At 61.3% G+C, this 15,517-nt stretch carries 12 protein-coding genes and 2 pseudogenes; 5 read left to right on the top strand and 9 right to left on the bottom strand.

Annotated features, from left to right (window positions below):
- Position 1: 1 nt before the first annotated feature.
- The gene (locus L904_RS09365) at positions 2 to 367 is read right to left on the bottom strand and encodes a helix-turn-helix transcriptional regulator (RefSeq protein WP_020808546.1); all 366 of its coding nucleotides are present in this window, start codon (positions 365 to 367) and stop codon (positions 2 to 4) included.
- Positions 368 to 578: 211 nt separating this feature from the next.
- Between L904_RS09365 and L904_RS09360 the strand changes: the two genes are divergently transcribed.
- From L904_RS09360 to L904_RS09345, 4 genes are read left to right on the top strand one after another with little or no spacing between them, the layout of a single operon-like run.
- Positions 579 to 1,430 carry an ABC transporter substrate-binding protein gene (locus L904_RS09360; protein WP_020808547.1) on the top strand — a complete coding sequence of 284 codons (852 nt, stop codon included), beginning with the start codon at positions 579 to 581 and terminating at the stop codon, positions 1,428 to 1,430.
- Positions 1,427 to 2,554 carry an LLM class flavin-dependent oxidoreductase gene (locus tag L904_RS09355; RefSeq protein ID WP_020808548.1) on the top strand — a complete coding sequence of 376 codons (1,128 nt, stop codon included), beginning with the start codon at positions 1,427 to 1,429 and terminating at the stop codon, positions 2,552 to 2,554. The genes L904_RS09360 and L904_RS09355 overlap by 4 nt, the downstream gene beginning before the upstream one ends.
- 28 nt (positions 2,555 to 2,582) lie before the next feature.
- Complete coding sequence (locus tag L904_RS09350; RefSeq protein ID WP_020808549.1) at positions 2,583 to 4,415, top strand: TRAP transporter large permease subunit; 1,833 nt, start codon at positions 2,583 to 2,585, stop codon at positions 4,413 to 4,415.
- A gap of 16 nt (positions 4,416 to 4,431) precedes the next feature.
- The gene (locus tag L904_RS09345; protein ID WP_020808550.1) at positions 4,432 to 5,430 is read left to right on the top strand and encodes a TRAP transporter substrate-binding protein; all 999 of its coding nucleotides are present in this window, start codon (positions 4,432 to 4,434) and stop codon (positions 5,428 to 5,430) included.
- A gap of 67 nt (positions 5,431 to 5,497) precedes the next feature.
- On the opposite strand, the gene aztD is transcribed toward L904_RS09345, so the two are convergent.
- Positions 5,498 to 6,748: a zinc metallochaperone AztD gene (gene aztD, locus L904_RS09340; RefSeq protein ID WP_020808551.1), complete on the bottom strand. Its 1,251-nt coding sequence runs from the start codon at positions 6,746 to 6,748 to the stop codon at positions 5,498 to 5,500.
- A 278-nt stretch (positions 6,749 to 7,026) separates the two neighbouring features.
- A pseudogene (locus L904_RS09335) lies at positions 7,027 to 8,537 on the bottom strand (aldehyde dehydrogenase (NADP(+))).
- 244 nt (positions 8,538 to 8,781) lie between these two features.
- Between L904_RS09335 and L904_RS09330 the strand changes: the two are divergent.
- Positions 8,782 to 9,132 (top strand): annotated as a pseudogene (locus L904_RS09330) (antibiotic resistance protein VanZ); the annotation flags it as partial.
- Between the two features lie 154 nt (positions 9,133 to 9,286).
- Here the strand turns inward: L904_RS09330 and uxuA are convergent.
- The 6 genes from uxuA to L904_RS09300 form a co-directional block, all read right to left on the bottom strand.
- The gene (uxuA, locus tag L904_RS09325) at positions 9,287 to 10,495 is read right to left on the bottom strand and encodes a mannonate dehydratase (RefSeq protein WP_020809479.1); all 1,209 of its coding nucleotides are present in this window, start codon (positions 10,493 to 10,495) and stop codon (positions 9,287 to 9,289) included.
- A 16-nt stretch (positions 10,496 to 10,511) separates the two neighbouring features.
- On the bottom strand, positions 10,512 to 11,558 hold the full coding sequence (locus tag L904_RS09320; RefSeq protein ID WP_020809478.1) for an L-idonate 5-dehydrogenase: 1,047 nt from the start codon (positions 11,556 to 11,558) through the stop codon (positions 10,512 to 10,514).
- A gap of 70 nt (positions 11,559 to 11,628) precedes the next feature.
- The gene (locus L904_RS09315; protein WP_020809477.1) at positions 11,629 to 13,035 is read right to left on the bottom strand and encodes a TRAP transporter large permease; all 1,407 of its coding nucleotides are present in this window, start codon (positions 13,033 to 13,035) and stop codon (positions 11,629 to 11,631) included.
- Between the two features lie 4 nt (positions 13,036 to 13,039).
- Entirely contained in the window at positions 13,040 to 13,612 is a 573-nt protein-coding gene (locus tag L904_RS09310) for a TRAP transporter small permease (RefSeq protein ID WP_020809476.1), read from the bottom strand.
- 60 nt (positions 13,613 to 13,672) lie between these two features.
- Positions 13,673 to 14,647 carry a sialic acid TRAP transporter substrate-binding protein SiaP gene (locus L904_RS09305; RefSeq protein ID WP_003519848.1) on the bottom strand — a complete coding sequence of 325 codons (975 nt, stop codon included), beginning with the start codon at positions 14,645 to 14,647 and terminating at the stop codon, positions 13,673 to 13,675.
- Between the two features lie 62 nt (positions 14,648 to 14,709).
- Positions 14,710 to 15,426: a FadR/GntR family transcriptional regulator gene (locus L904_RS09300; protein WP_020809475.1), complete on the bottom strand. Its 717-nt coding sequence runs from the start codon at positions 15,424 to 15,426 to the stop codon at positions 14,710 to 14,712.
- Positions 15,427 to 15,517 lie beyond the last annotated feature (91 nt).

Below are 15,517 nucleotides of genomic sequence, written 5' to 3'. Positions count from 1 at the left end.
GCTAGTCGAACATTGCCTCATCCAGCGGCAATGCCCGTCTGTCTTTCTTGCCGGTCACATCGGAAAGGTCCGTGTAAAGACCGCGCAATGTCAGAACCAGCTGGACGATGCGCGGATCGGTGACACGATAGATCACCGCTTTGCCTTCCCGCGAGCCTTCGATCACACCGGCGTCGCGCAATTCGGCGAGCTGCTGCGAAAGCGTTGGCTGCTGGATGCCGAGTTCATATTCCAGTGCGGAAACGGAAGCTTCCGTTTCCATGAGATAACAGACGATGGCCAGACGATTGGCGTTGGCGACAAGCTTCAAAAGCTCGCTCGCTTCCACCACGCTGCGGCAGATGAGATTGGAAACCGGTTTCGTCACGACTACAGGCCCATTTTTCAAACTACAAAAAAGTAGAATGTATGACGATAAATTTCAATGGCTTGATGAAAGCTAGTTCGACCCGATCAAGCATTTTTCAAAATCTACAGGATTGGTAGATTTCTCTTTCGCTTTCCGGCCGAGGATCGCCAAAACGTTCCTCGAAAACATTCTATAAAAAAGTAGATTGATTGCGAAATGAGGTGTCGACATGAAAATCGGGGTCCATCCCAACAATCTGCATTTACGTCTCGCCCGGCTCTGGCCCGGCGCCTTTGAAGAATTCGATCCGGAATTCGTGGCCTATCGTGAAGGCCGAGATACGGCGGCGCTTCTGGAAAAGGGCGAAATCCATTTCGGCGGTACGGGTTCGACGCCGCCCATCGAGGCGGATGCACGCGGGCTTTCAGCGGTCTATATCGCTGCTTCCGCACCACGGCCCGCAAATGGCGCGATCCTCGTGCGGCGCGATAGCTCGATCTGCTCCGCCGCCGATCTTGCGGCAAAGCGCATATCGCTAATCGATGGATCGTTTCACACTTATCTTCTGGCGCGCAGCCTCGAAGGGGCGGGGCTTGGCCTTTCAGATGTGACCCGTATCGAAAGCGGCGACAGCGATAGCCTGAGCGATCTCGTGGAAGGCCGCGTCGATGCCTGGGTGACGATGTCGCCGCGGCTGGAAAAGGCTCTGACCCATGAGGAGATCAGCCTTCTTGTCCGTTGCGGTTCCACCATTCCCAACCGCTCGCTGTTCTGGACGCTTGCCCGTCACGCCATAGCGGCTGACGCGAGGCTGGCGATTGCGGCTGAGCTGGATCGCGTCGGCCGGGCCGTGATGGCGGATATCGACAAAGCCGCCGCCCTTCTCGCCGCGGAACCGGGCAGCGAAGGTGATGCACAGTCCTGGGCCAAGGTGCTGAGGTCGCGAGACCTTTCGGTCGTGGCCGCTGCCGAAAATATCCTTGCCGAACAGCAGGAGGAGGCCGATACGCTTTACAGGCACGGTCATTTCTCTTTACCGGTTCTGACCGGGCAATCAGCCAGCACGGGAGGCGGCAGATGAATGTTTTCTGGTACATGTGCGCGCCCGACGGCGCCTATCCCTGGCAGCCGGAAGGGTCCCGCAAGGTGGATCTCGGTTATTACAAACAGCTGGCGCTCGCTTACGACCAGCTGGGTTACACCGGTGCGCTGTTTGCCACCGGCGCGCATGACGTCTGGGTTCTGGCGGGCGCGCTGCTTTCCTATACCGAGCGGCTGAAGTTTCTGGTCGCCATTCATCCGGGCCTGGTCGCGCCGACGCTGCTCGCCAAGATGGCGGCAACGCTTCAGGAGTTTTCGCGCGGGCGCCTGCTGATCAATGTCGTCTCGGGCGATGCCAAGATGCTCGGCGCATACGGCATGACCATGCCGCATGATGAGCGCTATGATATGGCGGATGAATATCTGCAAATCTGGCACCGTCTTTTTGCCGGCGAAACGGTCGATTTCAAGGGCCGGCATTTCCAGACGGAGGGCGCAAAGCTGGCGCTGCCGGTGGGGCAGGGCATAGAGCCGCCGCCTTTGTGGTTCGGCGGTTCCTCGAACAAGGCCATCGACGTTGCCGCCAAACATGTCGAGACCTATCTTTCCTGGGGGGAAACGCCGGATCAGATCGGCGCGAAGGTCGATCTCGTCAAGGCGCGGGCGGAGAAGCTCGGTCGCGAACTGGAATACGGCATTCGCCTTTATGTCATCGTACGCGATACGGATGAAGAGGCCTGGTCCGCCGCCGCCGATCTCTACGGGCGCATGGATGAGCGTGCCATTGCCGCCAATCAGCGTTTCGTCGGCAGGACCGATTCCGTCGGCCAGCAGCGCATGACGGCGATGCATGGCGGGCAGAAACCGGAGAACCTGCGCGATCTTGAAATCGCGCCCAACCTCTGGGCGGGCATCGGCCTCGTGCGGCCGGGGCCGGGAACCGCGATTGTCGGTTCGCCGGATACTGTCATCCGCACGCTGGAGGCCTATAAGAAGGCGGGCGTGAATACCTTCATCCTTTCCGGCATGCCATTGCTGGAAGAGGCTTTCCGCTTCGGCGAAAAGGTTCTGCCGCGTCTTGACGTATCGCGTGAGGTCTCGACGGCAAAACAATTCACCTGGTCGACCCTGTTCGATCGCGACCTCTCGGCCAAGGCCTCCTGAGCATGGTGCGGGAGTGGAGAGACAAGACATGACGGCAAGTCCGGCAACAACAATCGCGCAACGGCGCATCGGCCCGCAGCTCGCAGCGGAGCGGGCGCTTGCCATTCTCGACAAGGCGCTCGGCGCAGTCGCCGCCGCGATCCTTGCAACGCTTCTCGTGGTGGTGCTGGTCAACGTCACCCTGCGTTACCTGTTCCATACCGGCTTTATCGGCGCGGAAGACCTCGGCATCTGGCTGCATGTGGCCATGATCGCGGTCGGTGCGCCGCTCAGTCTCAAAAGCGCGCTCGCCATGCGACTCGATGTCTTTGTGCGGTTCCTTCCGCAACGATTTCACGCGGCGACCGAAATTCTGGCCGATGCCTTCTCCTTCGTCGCAGCACTCATCCTCGCCTTCGGCGGGGTGGAGATCGCGGCGATGCTCGGCGGCACGTCTCCAACGCTTGGCCTGCCGGAATGGGTGCGTTTCGGCTTTCTGGGTGCAGGCGGTGCGCTTATCCTTCTTTATCTGGCACTTCAGCGTGTCAGTGAAGGCAAGCTGTTTGCCGTTCTCGCATCTCTCGCCATCGCAGTCGTGGCCTATATTGGTTTGCCGGAAGTTTTCGTCGATACGAGCTTGCCCCCGAGTCTGTTTCTGGCGCTGACGGCGGCAGTGGGGCTGGTGCTCGCCGCGCCGCTTGCCCATGCCTTCCTTGCCGCCGCCTATGTGGCGATCGCCTTCGGCAGCACCTTGCCGGAACCGGCCATCGTTTCGTCAACCGTGACCGGCATGTCGAAATTCCTGCTGCTCGCCATTCCCTTCTTCCTGCTGGCCGGAAGCCTGCTGACGGAATCGGGCGTCGCCAACCAGCTGGTTCGTTTCGCCGCCTCCATGGTCGGCCACCGGCGGGCAGGGTTGGCGCAGACGACGCTTCTGACCAGCGTGCTGTTTTCCGGAGCATCCGGCTCATCGGTCGCCAATGCCGCCTTCGGCGCCTCCACCTTCCAGCCGGAACTGGTGAAACACGGCTATCCGCCAGCGCAGGCGGGCGCGATCATTGCGGCCACCTCCGTGCTGGACAATGTCATCCCACCTTCCATCGCATTTCTTATCCTTGCGACGGCCACCAACCTTTCGGTCGGCTCGCTGCTGGTCGGCGGTTTCTTTGCCGGCGGGCTGATGGCGGTCTGCCTTGCTGTGGCAATCCATTTCAGCGTGCGCAGCGTCGATACCTTGCCTCGCGCCACGGGTGCGGAGCGCTGGCGCTCGGCCATCGCCGCCATACCGGCCTTCGGTCTTGGCGTCATTGTGGTGGTCGGCATCCGCATCGGCATCGTCACCACCACGGAAGCCGCAGCGCTTGCGGCGCTTTACACGCTGCTTCTCGGCTTCGGTTATCGGCTGGGCGCGGGCCGCATTTTTGCTACCTTCCGGCAATCGGCGGGTGAAGCGGCGGCCATCGGTCTTCTGATCGGCACGGCGGGGCCTTTCGCCTTCCTGCTGGCGGTCGATAATGTCTCGGGCCTCGTCACGGATTTCGTGACGTTGCTCGGCGGCAGCAAGATCGCGGTACTGCTGCTCTCCAACCTTATCCTGCTCGTGGTCGGCCTGGTGCTGGATATTGGTGCGGCCATCCTGCTGTTCGGGCCGATCTTGCTGCCCGCGGCCGTGGCCGCCGGCATCGATCCGATCCATTTCGGCGTCATCCTCGTGGTCAATCTGATGATCCATGGCCTGACGCCGCCGCTCGGCATGCTGATCTTCGTGGTCAGCGGCGTCACTCGCATTCCGGCAACCGCGCTTTTCCGGGCGGTCGTTCCCTATCTCGTCTCTCTTCTCGTTTCCCTCGCCATTCTGTGCGCCTGGGCCATTTTCTTCTAAATCCGGGGTTTCATTCATGACTATTATCGATCGCCGCAATCTTCTGAAACTCTCCGCCATTGGCGCGGCAACGCTTGCCGCACCCGCCTTCGTGCGGACGGCACATGCCAGAACGCGCAACCTAACCGTCGCGTCGCTTTTCGCCGACGACAAGCCGGAGACGAAAATCTGGGTGAAGATCAGCGAGCTGGTGGAGGCAAAGCTGCCCGGCCGTTTCCGCTTCAACATCGTCAAGAGCGGCGCGCTGGGCGGCGAAAAGGAGGTGGCGGAAAATATCCGTCTGGGATCGGTTCAGGCGAGCCTCTCCACCGTCTCCTCGCTTTCCGGCTGGGTGCCGGAACTGCAGATACTGGATCTGCCCTTCCTGTTCCGCGATGCCGAGCATGTGCGCAAGGTGGTGACGGGCGAGACGGGCAACGACCTGAAGACGAAACTCGGTGCGCAGCAATTCGTCGCCGCCGATTTCATCAATTACGGCGCTCGCCATCTTCTGACCAAGGAGCCTGTTACCCGGCCGGAGCAGTTGGAAGGCAAGAAGATCCGCGTCATCCAGAGCCCGCTGCACACCAAGCTGTGGAGCGCCTTCGGCACCACGCCGGTCGGCATTCCGATCACAGAGACCTATAATGCGCTGGCGACCGGCGTGGCCGACGCCATGGACCTTACCAAGTCCGCCTATGCCGGCTTCAAGCTTTACGAGGTCGTGCCCTATATGACCGAGACTGGCCATATCTGGGCATCGGGCGTCGTCTATTACGGCGCGACCTTCTGGAACCAGTTGGACGACGAAGAAAAGAAGGTTCTTTCGGAGGCTTCCAGCGAGGGTGCACACTATTTCAACCAGCTGATCGTCGAAGACGAAACGAAGTCCGTTGAGCTTGCGCTCTCCAAGGGCGGCAAGGTGCTGCAGCCGGAAGCGCTGGATGAATGGCGCAAGGGTGCTCAGGGTGTCTGGCAGGATTTTGCCGGCATCGTCGGCGGCATCGACAAGATCGAGGCGATCCAGTCCGCTTGAGGATAGGGTCTTTGAAATTGAAGAACCCCGTGCACCAGTCGGCGCACGGGGTTTTCTTTGTTCAGGATCAATGCGAAGCGCCGGAACCGCCGACGGCGACGATGGAGAAGGGCTGGCCTTCCACCGCAACCGTGCGGGTTTCCTTCAGGCTTTCCGCATCCACCATGCGGATCAGGGAATGGCGCGGATCGGAGATCGCGACCTGCCCATCGGCAACGGCGAGACGTGGGCGCGGATCGCGCCAATGGCCATCCTTGCTATAGGGTTCGGTGACCTTCGCCTTGCGGGTGATGGCGCCTTCCAGCACGTCAAGCACATGCAGGTCACCGTCTTCCGTCAGGATGTAGGCGTTGCGCGGATTGGCGGGATCGAGAATGAAGTCGACACGCCGGGTCGGCAGTTCCACCAGACGGAAGGCGTCCTTGCTGTCCGGATCGATCAGGACGACCTTGTCCTCACCGTAATTGCCGAGGAAGAACTGCATGGATTTGCCGCCGAGCAGCGTGCCGGTATAGGCTTTCGGGAAATCTTCCGGATAGGTCAGCATTTCAAGCTTCGGGCCATCCGTGCCGCCGGGGCGGGCAACGAGAATGCCTTCCTTGCAGCCGAAAGCGGCAAGCCGCGCGGATGTCGCCTCGCCATGCAGATCGGTGCATGCCGCCTGTTCGCCGACCTGCTTGCCTTCCCTGTCGAGAACGCGCAGCCCGATGCGTGGCGGCAGCGTATCGGGTTTCGTTTCGACCTCGGTGTTCGGCACGGAAACCAGAACGTAACGCCCCATCGTCACCGCCACGCCATGGTGCGGCGCAATTGTGTCGACGGTGCGGACCTTGGCCTTGCCGTCCAGCAGGGCCGCCTCGTCGATGATCTCCGCCTTGCCGCCACGGTCATAGAAAAGGATCGCATGATCGTCATGCGGCACGACGTGGAAAGGGCGCTTGCCTTCGAAGGTGACGGGCAAAAGCGCCGCGTCTTCCACATCCAGATCGCGATGTTCGCCATGATCGGAGAAAACGATGCCGGTCTTGATCACATGCACCATGTCGGCATCCGATTGCGTCGCGAAGACCGTCTTGCCGGAGGCGCTGGCGGTCAGCGCCGCATAGCCCTTGAGATCGTAGCGTCCTAGTTCCTTGCCGGTTTCGAAATCGATTGCGCGCACCACCGGCTGGCTGTGATCGGCGACGAACAGCCGCCATTCCTTGACGCTGTCGCCGCTTTCTTCGGCCAGCGCCATGCCTGGGCCAAGGGGCGTGGCGAGGGTAAGGCATGTTGCAAGCGTGCTCATGCCGAGATGGTGATGAAGGGAAAATCTCATGGTGTTCCTTCCAGACGTTGTCATCCTCTTGCGGAGTTGAACCGATGGCGGTCTTTTGAGGATGATTGTAATGTTATTACGTTACGAGTTACGTATTAGCATTACGTGCAGGGTCGATGTCAACCGAGCAGGACGTCGCGATGTGGAAAATCTGGAAGAGGCTGGAAGAAGCAGATGACGCGCCGGCGTTGAACCGCATCTCTCGAAAGGCCGATAGCCCTCTTTAAAGGCCGGCTGAAAGAGTGGCAGGCGCGTTGCCGCGCCTGCCGTCGTTCAATTTAGCGAATGTCTTCCGGCAGAACGTCCGAAGGGATGTTCTGGTAGGAAACCGGGCGCGTGAAGCGGCGGATGGACATGGTGCCGACCGAAGTTGCGCCGAAGTTCGTGGAGGCCGGGTAGGGGCCGCCGTGAACCATGGCGTCGCAGACTTCGACGCCGGTCGGGAAACCGTTGGCGAGAACGCGGCCGGCCTTGCGCTCGAGGATCGGCAGCAGCTTGCGGCCGAGTTCGGCGTCGCCGGCATCGAGATGCAGGGTGGCGGTCAGCTGGCCTTCGAAGCTTTTCGCAACCGCGATCATCTCTTCCGGGCTCTCGACCGTCACGATGAGGCCGAGCGGTCCGAAGACCTCTTCGGCAAGCGCGTGGTTCGCAATCCAGTCCTTGCCGGAAACGCGGTAGAGATAAGGCGTGGCGTTGCGCAGGTTGCAGGTGGTGGTCAGCACGTCACGCACGCCATTACCGGCGGCGATGCGGTCGCGGCCGTCGCGATAGGCGGCAGCGATGCCGTCGGTCAGCATGACCTGCGGGCCGACTTCCGACAGGGCTGCACGGGCGGTCTCAGCAACGGCATCCGCCTGCGAGGCGAGAATGACGGCGATGCCGGGATTGGTGCAGAACTGGCCCGCGCCCATGGTGAGCGAACCGGCCCAGCCCTTGGCAATGGCTTCGCCGCGAGCCGCAACGGCTTCCGGCAGCAGGAACATCGGGTTGACTGAACCGAGTTCGCCGAAGAAGGGGATCGGCTCGGGGCGCTGGGCGCAGAGATCGAACAGCGCGCGGCCGCCGGCGAGCGAACCGGTGAAGCCGACCGCCTTGATGCGCGGATGCTGCACGAGAGCGGAACCGACATCGCGGCGGCCGCCCTGGATCAGCGAGAAGACGCCGGGATGCAGATTGTGCTTCTTGACGGCGGCGAGAACCGCTTCGGCAACGATTTCGCCGGTGCCGGGATGGGCGGAATGGCCCTTGACGACGACCGGGCAGCCGGCTGCCAGAGCCGCGGCGGTATCACCGCCGGCCGTGGAGAAGGCGAGCGGGAAGTTGGAGGCGCCGAAGACCGCGACGGGACCGATCGGACGCTGCATCAGGCGGATATCCGGGCGCGGCAGGGGCTGGCGGTCCGGCAGCGCCTCATCGTGGCGGCGGTCGAGATAGTGCCCTTGCGGATATGCGAGGCGAAAAGGCGCAGCTGGCCAACGGTGCGGCCGCGTTCGCCCTGCAGGCGTCCTGCGGGCAGGCCGGTCTCGGAGGAGCCGATTTCGGTGATGGCGTCGGCGCGGGCTTCGATCTCCTCGGCAATGGTGTCGAGGAATGCGGCGCGCTCTTCGCGGGTGGTGTAACCGTAGCTCCAGAAGGCGTCTTCGGCTGCTTCACAGGCTGCATTCACCAGATCGACGGTGCCGACCGAAAAATCGAAAGCTTCGCCATGTGCAGGCTCGCTGCGGAATTTTGCTTCCGTTGCGACCCATTCTCCTGCAACCAGATGTTTGCCATGCGGCTTGAAACTCATTGTGCTCTTCCCTGAAAATCTGATCCTGTGTGGAAAATCCACCCGACACCGCGACACCGAACCGAAAGGCGACAGCGCAAACGCCATCAGCCGCGATCCTCGCCCGGTTGCCTTCTGCCTTAGCCCGTGTGGGGCCTGAGCGAAAGCCGGTTTTTCAACTATCTGACCGAAAAGTGTGATTAATTGGGCGAGGCGTGAAAAAGACCCGCTTCCGTTTACGCGCACGGCGCTCTATTGTGACGCCATGATGACAAATAGACTTCCGAAATATGCCGCCTGGTCGGTTTTTCTGCTGATCGTGATCGTTACAGTTTGCCCTATCGGCTTTCGTCCGCACACGCTGACGACGGTGGGCCTGGACCGCGCCGCGGCCTTCGCCTTCTGCTCGGCCGCCTTCGTGCTCGCCTATCCGCGTTACTGGCTGGCGATCATCGTGGCAGGCATTGCGGCGGCTTTCGGCATCGAGGCGCTGCAATTCCTGTCGCCCACCCGCCATCCGCATCTGATGGACGCCGCCGTGAAAGCCGCCGGCGTCATCGCCGGCGGGCTAGGGGCTTTTTCCTGGCTTCAGTTCAAGGCGCGATTGACTGCAGGTTCTCTCATCCGTCATTCCGGCCTTGAGCCGGAATCCAGCCAGCCCAAGTCCTTGGGCTGAAAGGAGTCTTTTCGCCGCGCGGACGCGCGTCGGCTGGATTCCGGCCCAAGGCCGGAATGACGGATAGGAAGCCGATCAAACGCGCCGCTTTCGCTCAGCGATCACCCTTCGCCAGCCCGAAACGGCTGTGCGATAACGTGCGTTCGATGCCGCGCAGCTCAGCCAATCCCTTCAGCCGGCCGATGGCGGGGTAACCGGGTTGTGCGCCGCGCGTCAGGTCGTCGAGGATTTCCTGGCCGTGATCGGGCCGCATTGGAATGGTGTGGTCTTCGCGGCCCTCCGCCCGGCGGCGCGCCTCTTCGGTGAGGAGTGCTGCGATGACGGCGACCATGTCGGTTCCGCCTTCCAGATGTTCATCCTCGAAGAAGGAGCAGGGCACGGTGTCTGTGTCGCGCGTCACGTTGCGCAGATGTACGAAATGGATGCGATCTGCAAAACGGCTGGCGATGAAGGGCAGGTCATTGTCCGCCCGCGCGCCGAGGGAGCCGGTGCAGAGTGTCACGCCATTGGCGCGGCTATCGACCTTTGAGAGCATATGGGCGTAGTCCGCTTCCGTTGAGAGAATACGCGGCAGGCCGAGCAGCGGCCATGGCGGGTCGTCGCCATGGGCGCAGATGTTGATACCCACCTCTTCAGCAACCGGCGTCACCTCGCAGAGGAAGTCGATGAGGTTCTGTTGCAGCCTTTCGCGGTCGATGCCGTGATAGGAACGCAGTTTTTCCAGAAGCTGGGTGAGCGAATAACCATCCGCCGAGCCGGGCAGACCCGCGCCGATATTGCGCCCGAGGGCGGCGATTTTCGTGTCCGGCATGTCGGCGAAGCGTTTTGCCGCTTCCTCCGCCAGCCAGTCCGGATAATCGGCCTTTGCCTCGGGGCGTTTCAGGATGTGGATGTCGAAGGCGGCGAAATCGGGAAGGTCGAAACGCATCGCCTTGGCGCCGTGTCTGGTTTCCCAGCGCAGATCGGTGCGGGTCCAGTCCAGCACGGGCATGAAATTGTAACAGACGGTGCGGATGCCGGAGGCGGAGAGGCGGCGTAGGGTTTCCTGCCAGTTGGCGATGTGATTTTTCCAGTCACCGGTCTGGGTCTTGATATCCTCGGAGACCGGCACGCTTTCCACCACGTCCCAATATAGACCGCCGGCCTTGATGGCCTCATGCCGTTTGGCGATTTCATCCACCGGCCAGACATCGCCGGTGGCGATGTGGTGCAGCGCGCTGACGATGCCTTCCGCGCCCGCCTGAGCCGCATCCTGAACCGTGACCTTGTCGACCGGGCCGAACCAGCGCCATGTATGTCTCATCTTAAATCCTCAAATATCATTCTGCGGAAAATGTTAGTTGCACCTTGCAGGCGGCAGAGCGGTCCCCGGCCTGTTCGAATGCCGCTTTCGCCTCGCCGAGCGGGAAGCTGTGGGAAATGATTGGCCGTACATCGATCCTGCGGGTGGAGATCAGCCCGGCGGCGACGGCGAATTCTTCATGAAAGCGCTGCGAGCCGCGCCAGAGGATTTCCTTTCCGACCAGCGCGTTGAGCGGAATGGTGATGTCGCCGGTGACGCCGACCTGCACGATGGTGCCGCGCGGGCGCGCGCAGGCAAAGGCGGTTCGAAGTGCTGGACCGGCTGCGGAGCAATCGAAAATGACGTCGAAATAACCCTTATTGTCCTGATAGGGCAAAAGCGCCTCGGCGTCTTTCGCGACATTGATCGTGCGGTCGGCGCCCATGGCGGGCGCGCGTTCAAGTGCGGCATCGGTGAGGTCGGTGGCGACAATGGTGGCCGCACCGGCATGGCGGGCGGCGGCGATGGTCAGGAGGCCGATGGGACCTGCGCCCGTCACGAGCACGTTTGCCCCTTTCAGGTCGCCGGCCTGGGTAACCGCATGCAGGCAGACGGCGAGCGGCTCGGTGCAGGCGGCTTCGGCGGGTGAGGTATCCTCTGAAAATGTCGCGCATTGTTTGGCGGGAACCACCAGCCGGTCGCGGAACATGCCCTGTTCATGCGGCAGGCGCATGGCGCTGCCCATGAAGCGCATTTCAAGGCAATGGATCGGCTGGCCCTTCAGGCAGAAATGGCAATGGCCGCAGGGCTGGGAGGGATTGACGGCGACAAGCTGGCCGATGGCAAGCCCGCTGACACCCTCTCCCAGCGCCCGCACATGGCCGGATGCCTCATGCCCGCAGATGATCGGCTCACGCACCCGGACCGGGCCGAAACCGCCATCCTGATAATAATGCAGATCGGAGCCGCAGATGCCGCCCGCCGCCATGGCAAGCAGCACTTCGCCGGGTCCCGGTGCGGGAAGGTCCTGCGTTTCGACGCGAATGTCCTTCTGGCCGTATAGACGTGCCACGCGTGTCTGCATGACGATGCCCTCATATGTGTATGGGATGAAGAAGCCCGCGCGGGAAACCGCGCGGGCGATGATGTTGGCGTTAGCGGATCAGGCCCATTTCGGTCGGCAGCCACAGCGTGATGGCCGGAACGAAGGTGATCAGCAGCAGCGCCACGAACAACGGCACCAGCCATGGCAGGATGGCCATCGTCGTGCGTTCGACGGAGAGTTTCGCCACGCGTGAGAGCACGAACAGCACCATGCCGAGCGGCGGGTGCAGCAGCCCTATCATCAGGTTGAGCGTGATGATGAGGCCGAAATGCACCGGGTCGATATGGAACTGCAGCACCAGCGGCAGCAGGATCGGCACGAGGATGGTGATGGCTGCGATGGTATCGAGGAAGCAGCCGACGAATAGCATCAGGAGATTGACCAGCACGAGGAAAATCCACTTGCTGTCGGTGATCGTCAGGATCGCCGCCGACAGAAGCTGTGCCGCCTGGCTGACCGTGAGCAGCCATGCGAAGACCGATGCCGCCGCGACGATGAAGAGCACCGAAGCGGTCGTCTCAATCGTATCGAAGGTCGATTTCGCCAGCGTCTTGAAAGTCATCGTCCGGTAACGGACGAGCCCGAGGAACAGCGACCAGAGGACGGCCGCAACGGCGGCTTCCGTTGGCGTGAACCAGCCCATGGTCATGCCGCCGATCAGGATCACCGGTGTCATCAGCGCCATCACGGCGGAGAAGTCGAAATACCAGTCGCAGGCGAGCAGTATGACCAGCACGATCAGGATCGACAGGTTGAGCGACAGGCCGAATGCCGTGAGGATATAGATGCCGAGCGGCACCATCATCACCACGAAGACCTCGATTGAGGCGCCGAAGATGGTTCTGAGGCTGAACGGCGTATCCGAGCCCCAGCCCTTGATATAGGCGAAGACAGCAACCGTGATCATCATCAGAAGCGTCATGACGACGCCCGGAACGATGCCGGCCATGAACAGCGCGCCAATCGAGACATTCGCCATCATGCCGTAGATGACGAAGGGCAGCGACGGCGGAAAGATCGGCCCGAGCGTTGCGGAGGCGGCGGTGACGCCGACGGCCGCTTCGACCGGATAACCGTGATCCTTCATGGCCTTGATTTCGATGGTGCCGATACCGGCCGCATCGGCAAGCGCGGTGCCGGACATGCCGGAAAAGATCACCGAGCCGATGATGTTGACCTGTGCAAGGCCGCCCTTCATCCAGCCGACCAGCGCGACGGCGAAGGAATAGATGCGTCCCGTCACCCCTGCCGTATTCATCAGATTGCCAGCAAGGATGAAGAAGGGAACGGCGAGAAGCGGGAAGCTTTCCACACCCGCGATCAGGCGCTGCGCCGCGATGATGTCAGGCGCGACGTTGTAAAACACGATGTAGAGCAATGAGGCCGAGGCCATGGAAATGGCGACCGGCAGGCCGATTACCATCAGGAGAAGAAAAGAGCCGATAAGAAGCAGCATGTGATCAATCCCCCGCGCTCTGGAATTCTTCGGGCCGTTCCAGAACGGAGTAGCCACGCTGCATATTGGCGATGAAGACCTGCACCGACCGGAAGAACATCAGAACGAAAGCGGCCAGAACCGTGTAGAAAACGATGTTGCGCGGCAGCGCCACGGTGACCATCTCCTCATCGGCAACGATTTCCAGATAACGCCACATCAGCCAGGAGGTGTAGGCGAAGAACAGGATGCGCAGCACGTCGACGAGGATCGACATGGCGCGGGCCACCTGCGGCGGCACATAGTGATAAAGCACATCCACCTGGATGTGGCGCGACATGCGCACGCACATGACCGAACCTAAAAAGACGACGCCGATCAGGCAGTTGACGGCGATTTCTTCCGTCCAGGCGTAGCTGTTATTGAGCACGTAGCGGGTGAAGAACTGAAGGAACACGCAGCCCGTCATCAGCCAGAAGAGGCCGAGCGTGACCCAGTCCTCGAATGAATAGACCTTGAGATCGACCTCCGGCGGCGCCTCGTCGAACGTATGGGCGAGTTCCTCAGGCGTGACCTGAGTATGGATTTCCTGCGACATTGAGATATCCCGTCTGGAGAGAAAGGGCGGTGCGGCAACGGGGCCGCACCGGATCTTGGCTCACTTGACGGCGCGAATGGCTTCCCAGTCGGCCTTGTCGTAACCGAAGTCCTCGAACTTCACTTTTTCGAGGACGTTCTTCTCGAAGTCGGCCTTGTCGACCTCGGCGACGGTCAGGCCGCGCTTCTTGAAGTCTTCGACGAGGCTCTTTTCGCGGCCTTCGATGGTCTTGGTGGTGCGCTCGGCGGCCTGCTGCATGACTTCGGTGAAGATTTTCTTGTCTTCATCGGAGAGCTGCGACCACAGGTTCTTGGAGATCACCGTGTTGAGGTGGTCGACGATATGGCCGGTCAGGACGATGTTCTTCTGCACTTCGAAGAACTTTTTCGCCTCGATGGTGGTCAGCGGGTTTTCCTGTGCGTCGACCGTGCCGTTCTGGAGCGCCAGATAGACTTCCGCAAAGGCAATCGGGGTCGTGTTGGCGCCGCAGGCGCGCGGCATGGCGAGATAGGCCGGAACGTCGGGAACGCGCATCTTCAGCCCCGCCATGTCGGCGCAGGCGGCAATCGGCTTGTTCGACGTGGTGTGACGCGTGCCGTAATAGCTGACGGCGGCGATGTGGTTGCCGGTCTTGTCTTCATAACCCTTGGCGAGACGCTTGAAGATATCGCTCTTGGTATAGGCGATCAGATGGCTCGGATCGCGGAAGATGTAAGGGAAATAGGTGACGCCGATCGGCTTGAAGTCACGCGCGGCAAAGCTGGAGCCGGAAATGATGATATCGACGGTGCCGATCTTCAGGCCCTGGTTGATATCGGCTTCCTTGCCGAGCTGCGAGGCGGGGAAAACATCCACCTTGTAACGGCCATCGGTGCGCTTGGCGATTTCTTCCGCAGCCCAGACCGAATCCGTATGGAAAGGTTCGGAGGTCTCGTAGACATGCGCCCATTTCAGCGTGGTCTGCGCCTGCGCCGCCAGGGCGGAAAGCAGGATGGCGGCTGTTGCGCCCATCAAAGTCGACAATCTGATTTTCATTCTTAACTCCTCCCGAATTAAAGCCAGATTTCTCATTTTTCCCGTCGCCGGTTGCGGCGCGGTCACTCTTCCCCGATCGTTTCCTCCCCGAAACTTTCGGAAAATCTCTTTTGCGACAGCGTCAGATGCTGCCGCATCGCCTCGCGTGCGCCTTCCGGGTCGTTGGCGGCAATGGCGTCGCGGATTGCGCGGTGTTCCTGAACGGCAAGGTTCCATGTATGCGGACCCTCGAAATAGCTGGCGAGCTTTTCGAAAAAGGGTGACAGGCTGCGCTCGTCATAAATCAGGCCGGTAAAGCGGTTCAGCGCCGAATTGCCGATGATATCGGCAATCGCGGTGTGGAAGGCCCGGTCGAAATTGAGCGCCTGTGGCGAGCTGTCGAGCGCGCCGGCCATGCGTTCGATGATATCATCGAGCTTGGCGATGCATTCCGGCGTGGCAAGCCGAGCGGCTTCCTCCGCAATCGCGCTTTCGATGATGCAGCGCGCCTGCAGGATTTCGAATGGCCCATGTGCATCCGGCACCGGTGGCTTTTCCTTGGCCTGCTTGCCGGCTGCGCTGACATAGACGCCCGAACCCATGCGGATATGGATATGGCCTTCCACTTCCAGAACGATCAGCGCTTCGCGAACCGTCGGGCGTGATACGCCGAAGCGTTCGGCAAGATCCCGTTCCGCCGGCAGGCGCTGGCCTTCGGTCAGTTCCCCGCTTTCGATGAGCAAACGAATTTGTTCCGCGACCAGCCGGTAAAGGCGGCGCGGCTCCAGAGCCACAAACATGATATCCTCCCAGCGCGAAAGTCTCCCCCGATCGCGCAAGCGGTAAGATGGTCTTACCAATTTTATTAGGACGCATTTATGCGGTGCTGTC

Origin of the sequence: Agrobacterium sp. LY4 (genome assembly GCF_001526585.1) — a bacterium.
GTDB lineage: Bacteria > Pseudomonadota > Alphaproteobacteria > Rhizobiales > Rhizobiaceae > Agrobacterium > Agrobacterium leguminum.
This window is presented reverse-complemented; position numbering and strand designations above follow the sequence as displayed.

Coding starts and splice junctions, on each gene's coding strand:
- L904_RS09315 (WP_020809477.1), bottom strand. CDS start 13,035: ATGCTGCTTCTTATCGGCTCTTTTCTTCTCCTGATGGTAATCGGCCTG.
- uxuA (WP_020809479.1), bottom strand. CDS start 10,495: ATGAGACATACATGGCGCTGGTTCGGCCCGGTCGACAAGGTCACGGTT.
- L904_RS09310 (WP_020809476.1), bottom strand. CDS start 13,612: ATGTCGCAGGAAATCCATACTCAGGTCACGCCTGAGGAACTCGCCCAT.
- L904_RS09305 (WP_003519848.1), bottom strand. CDS start 14,647: ATGAAAATCAGATTGTCGACTTTGATGGGCGCAACAGCCGCCATCCTG.
- L904_RS09320 (WP_020809478.1), bottom strand. CDS start 11,558: ATGCAGACACGCGTGGCACGTCTATACGGCCAGAAGGACATTCGCGTC.
- aztD (WP_020808551.1), bottom strand. CDS start 6,748: ATGAGATTTTCCCTTCATCACCATCTCGGCATGAGCACGCTTGCAACA.
- L904_RS09355 (WP_020808548.1), top strand. CDS start 1,427: ATGAATGTTTTCTGGTACATGTGCGCGCCCGACGGCGCCTATCCCTGG.
- L904_RS09350 (WP_020808549.1), top strand. CDS start 2,583: ATGACGGCAAGTCCGGCAACAACAATCGCGCAACGGCGCATCGGCCCG.
- L904_RS09300 (WP_020809475.1), bottom strand. CDS start 15,426: ATGTTTGTGGCTCTGGAGCCGCGCCGCCTTTACCGGCTGGTCGCGGAA.
- L904_RS09360 (WP_020808547.1), top strand. CDS start 579: ATGAAAATCGGGGTCCATCCCAACAATCTGCATTTACGTCTCGCCCGG.
- L904_RS09345 (WP_020808550.1), top strand. CDS start 4,432: ATGACTATTATCGATCGCCGCAATCTTCTGAAACTCTCCGCCATTGGC.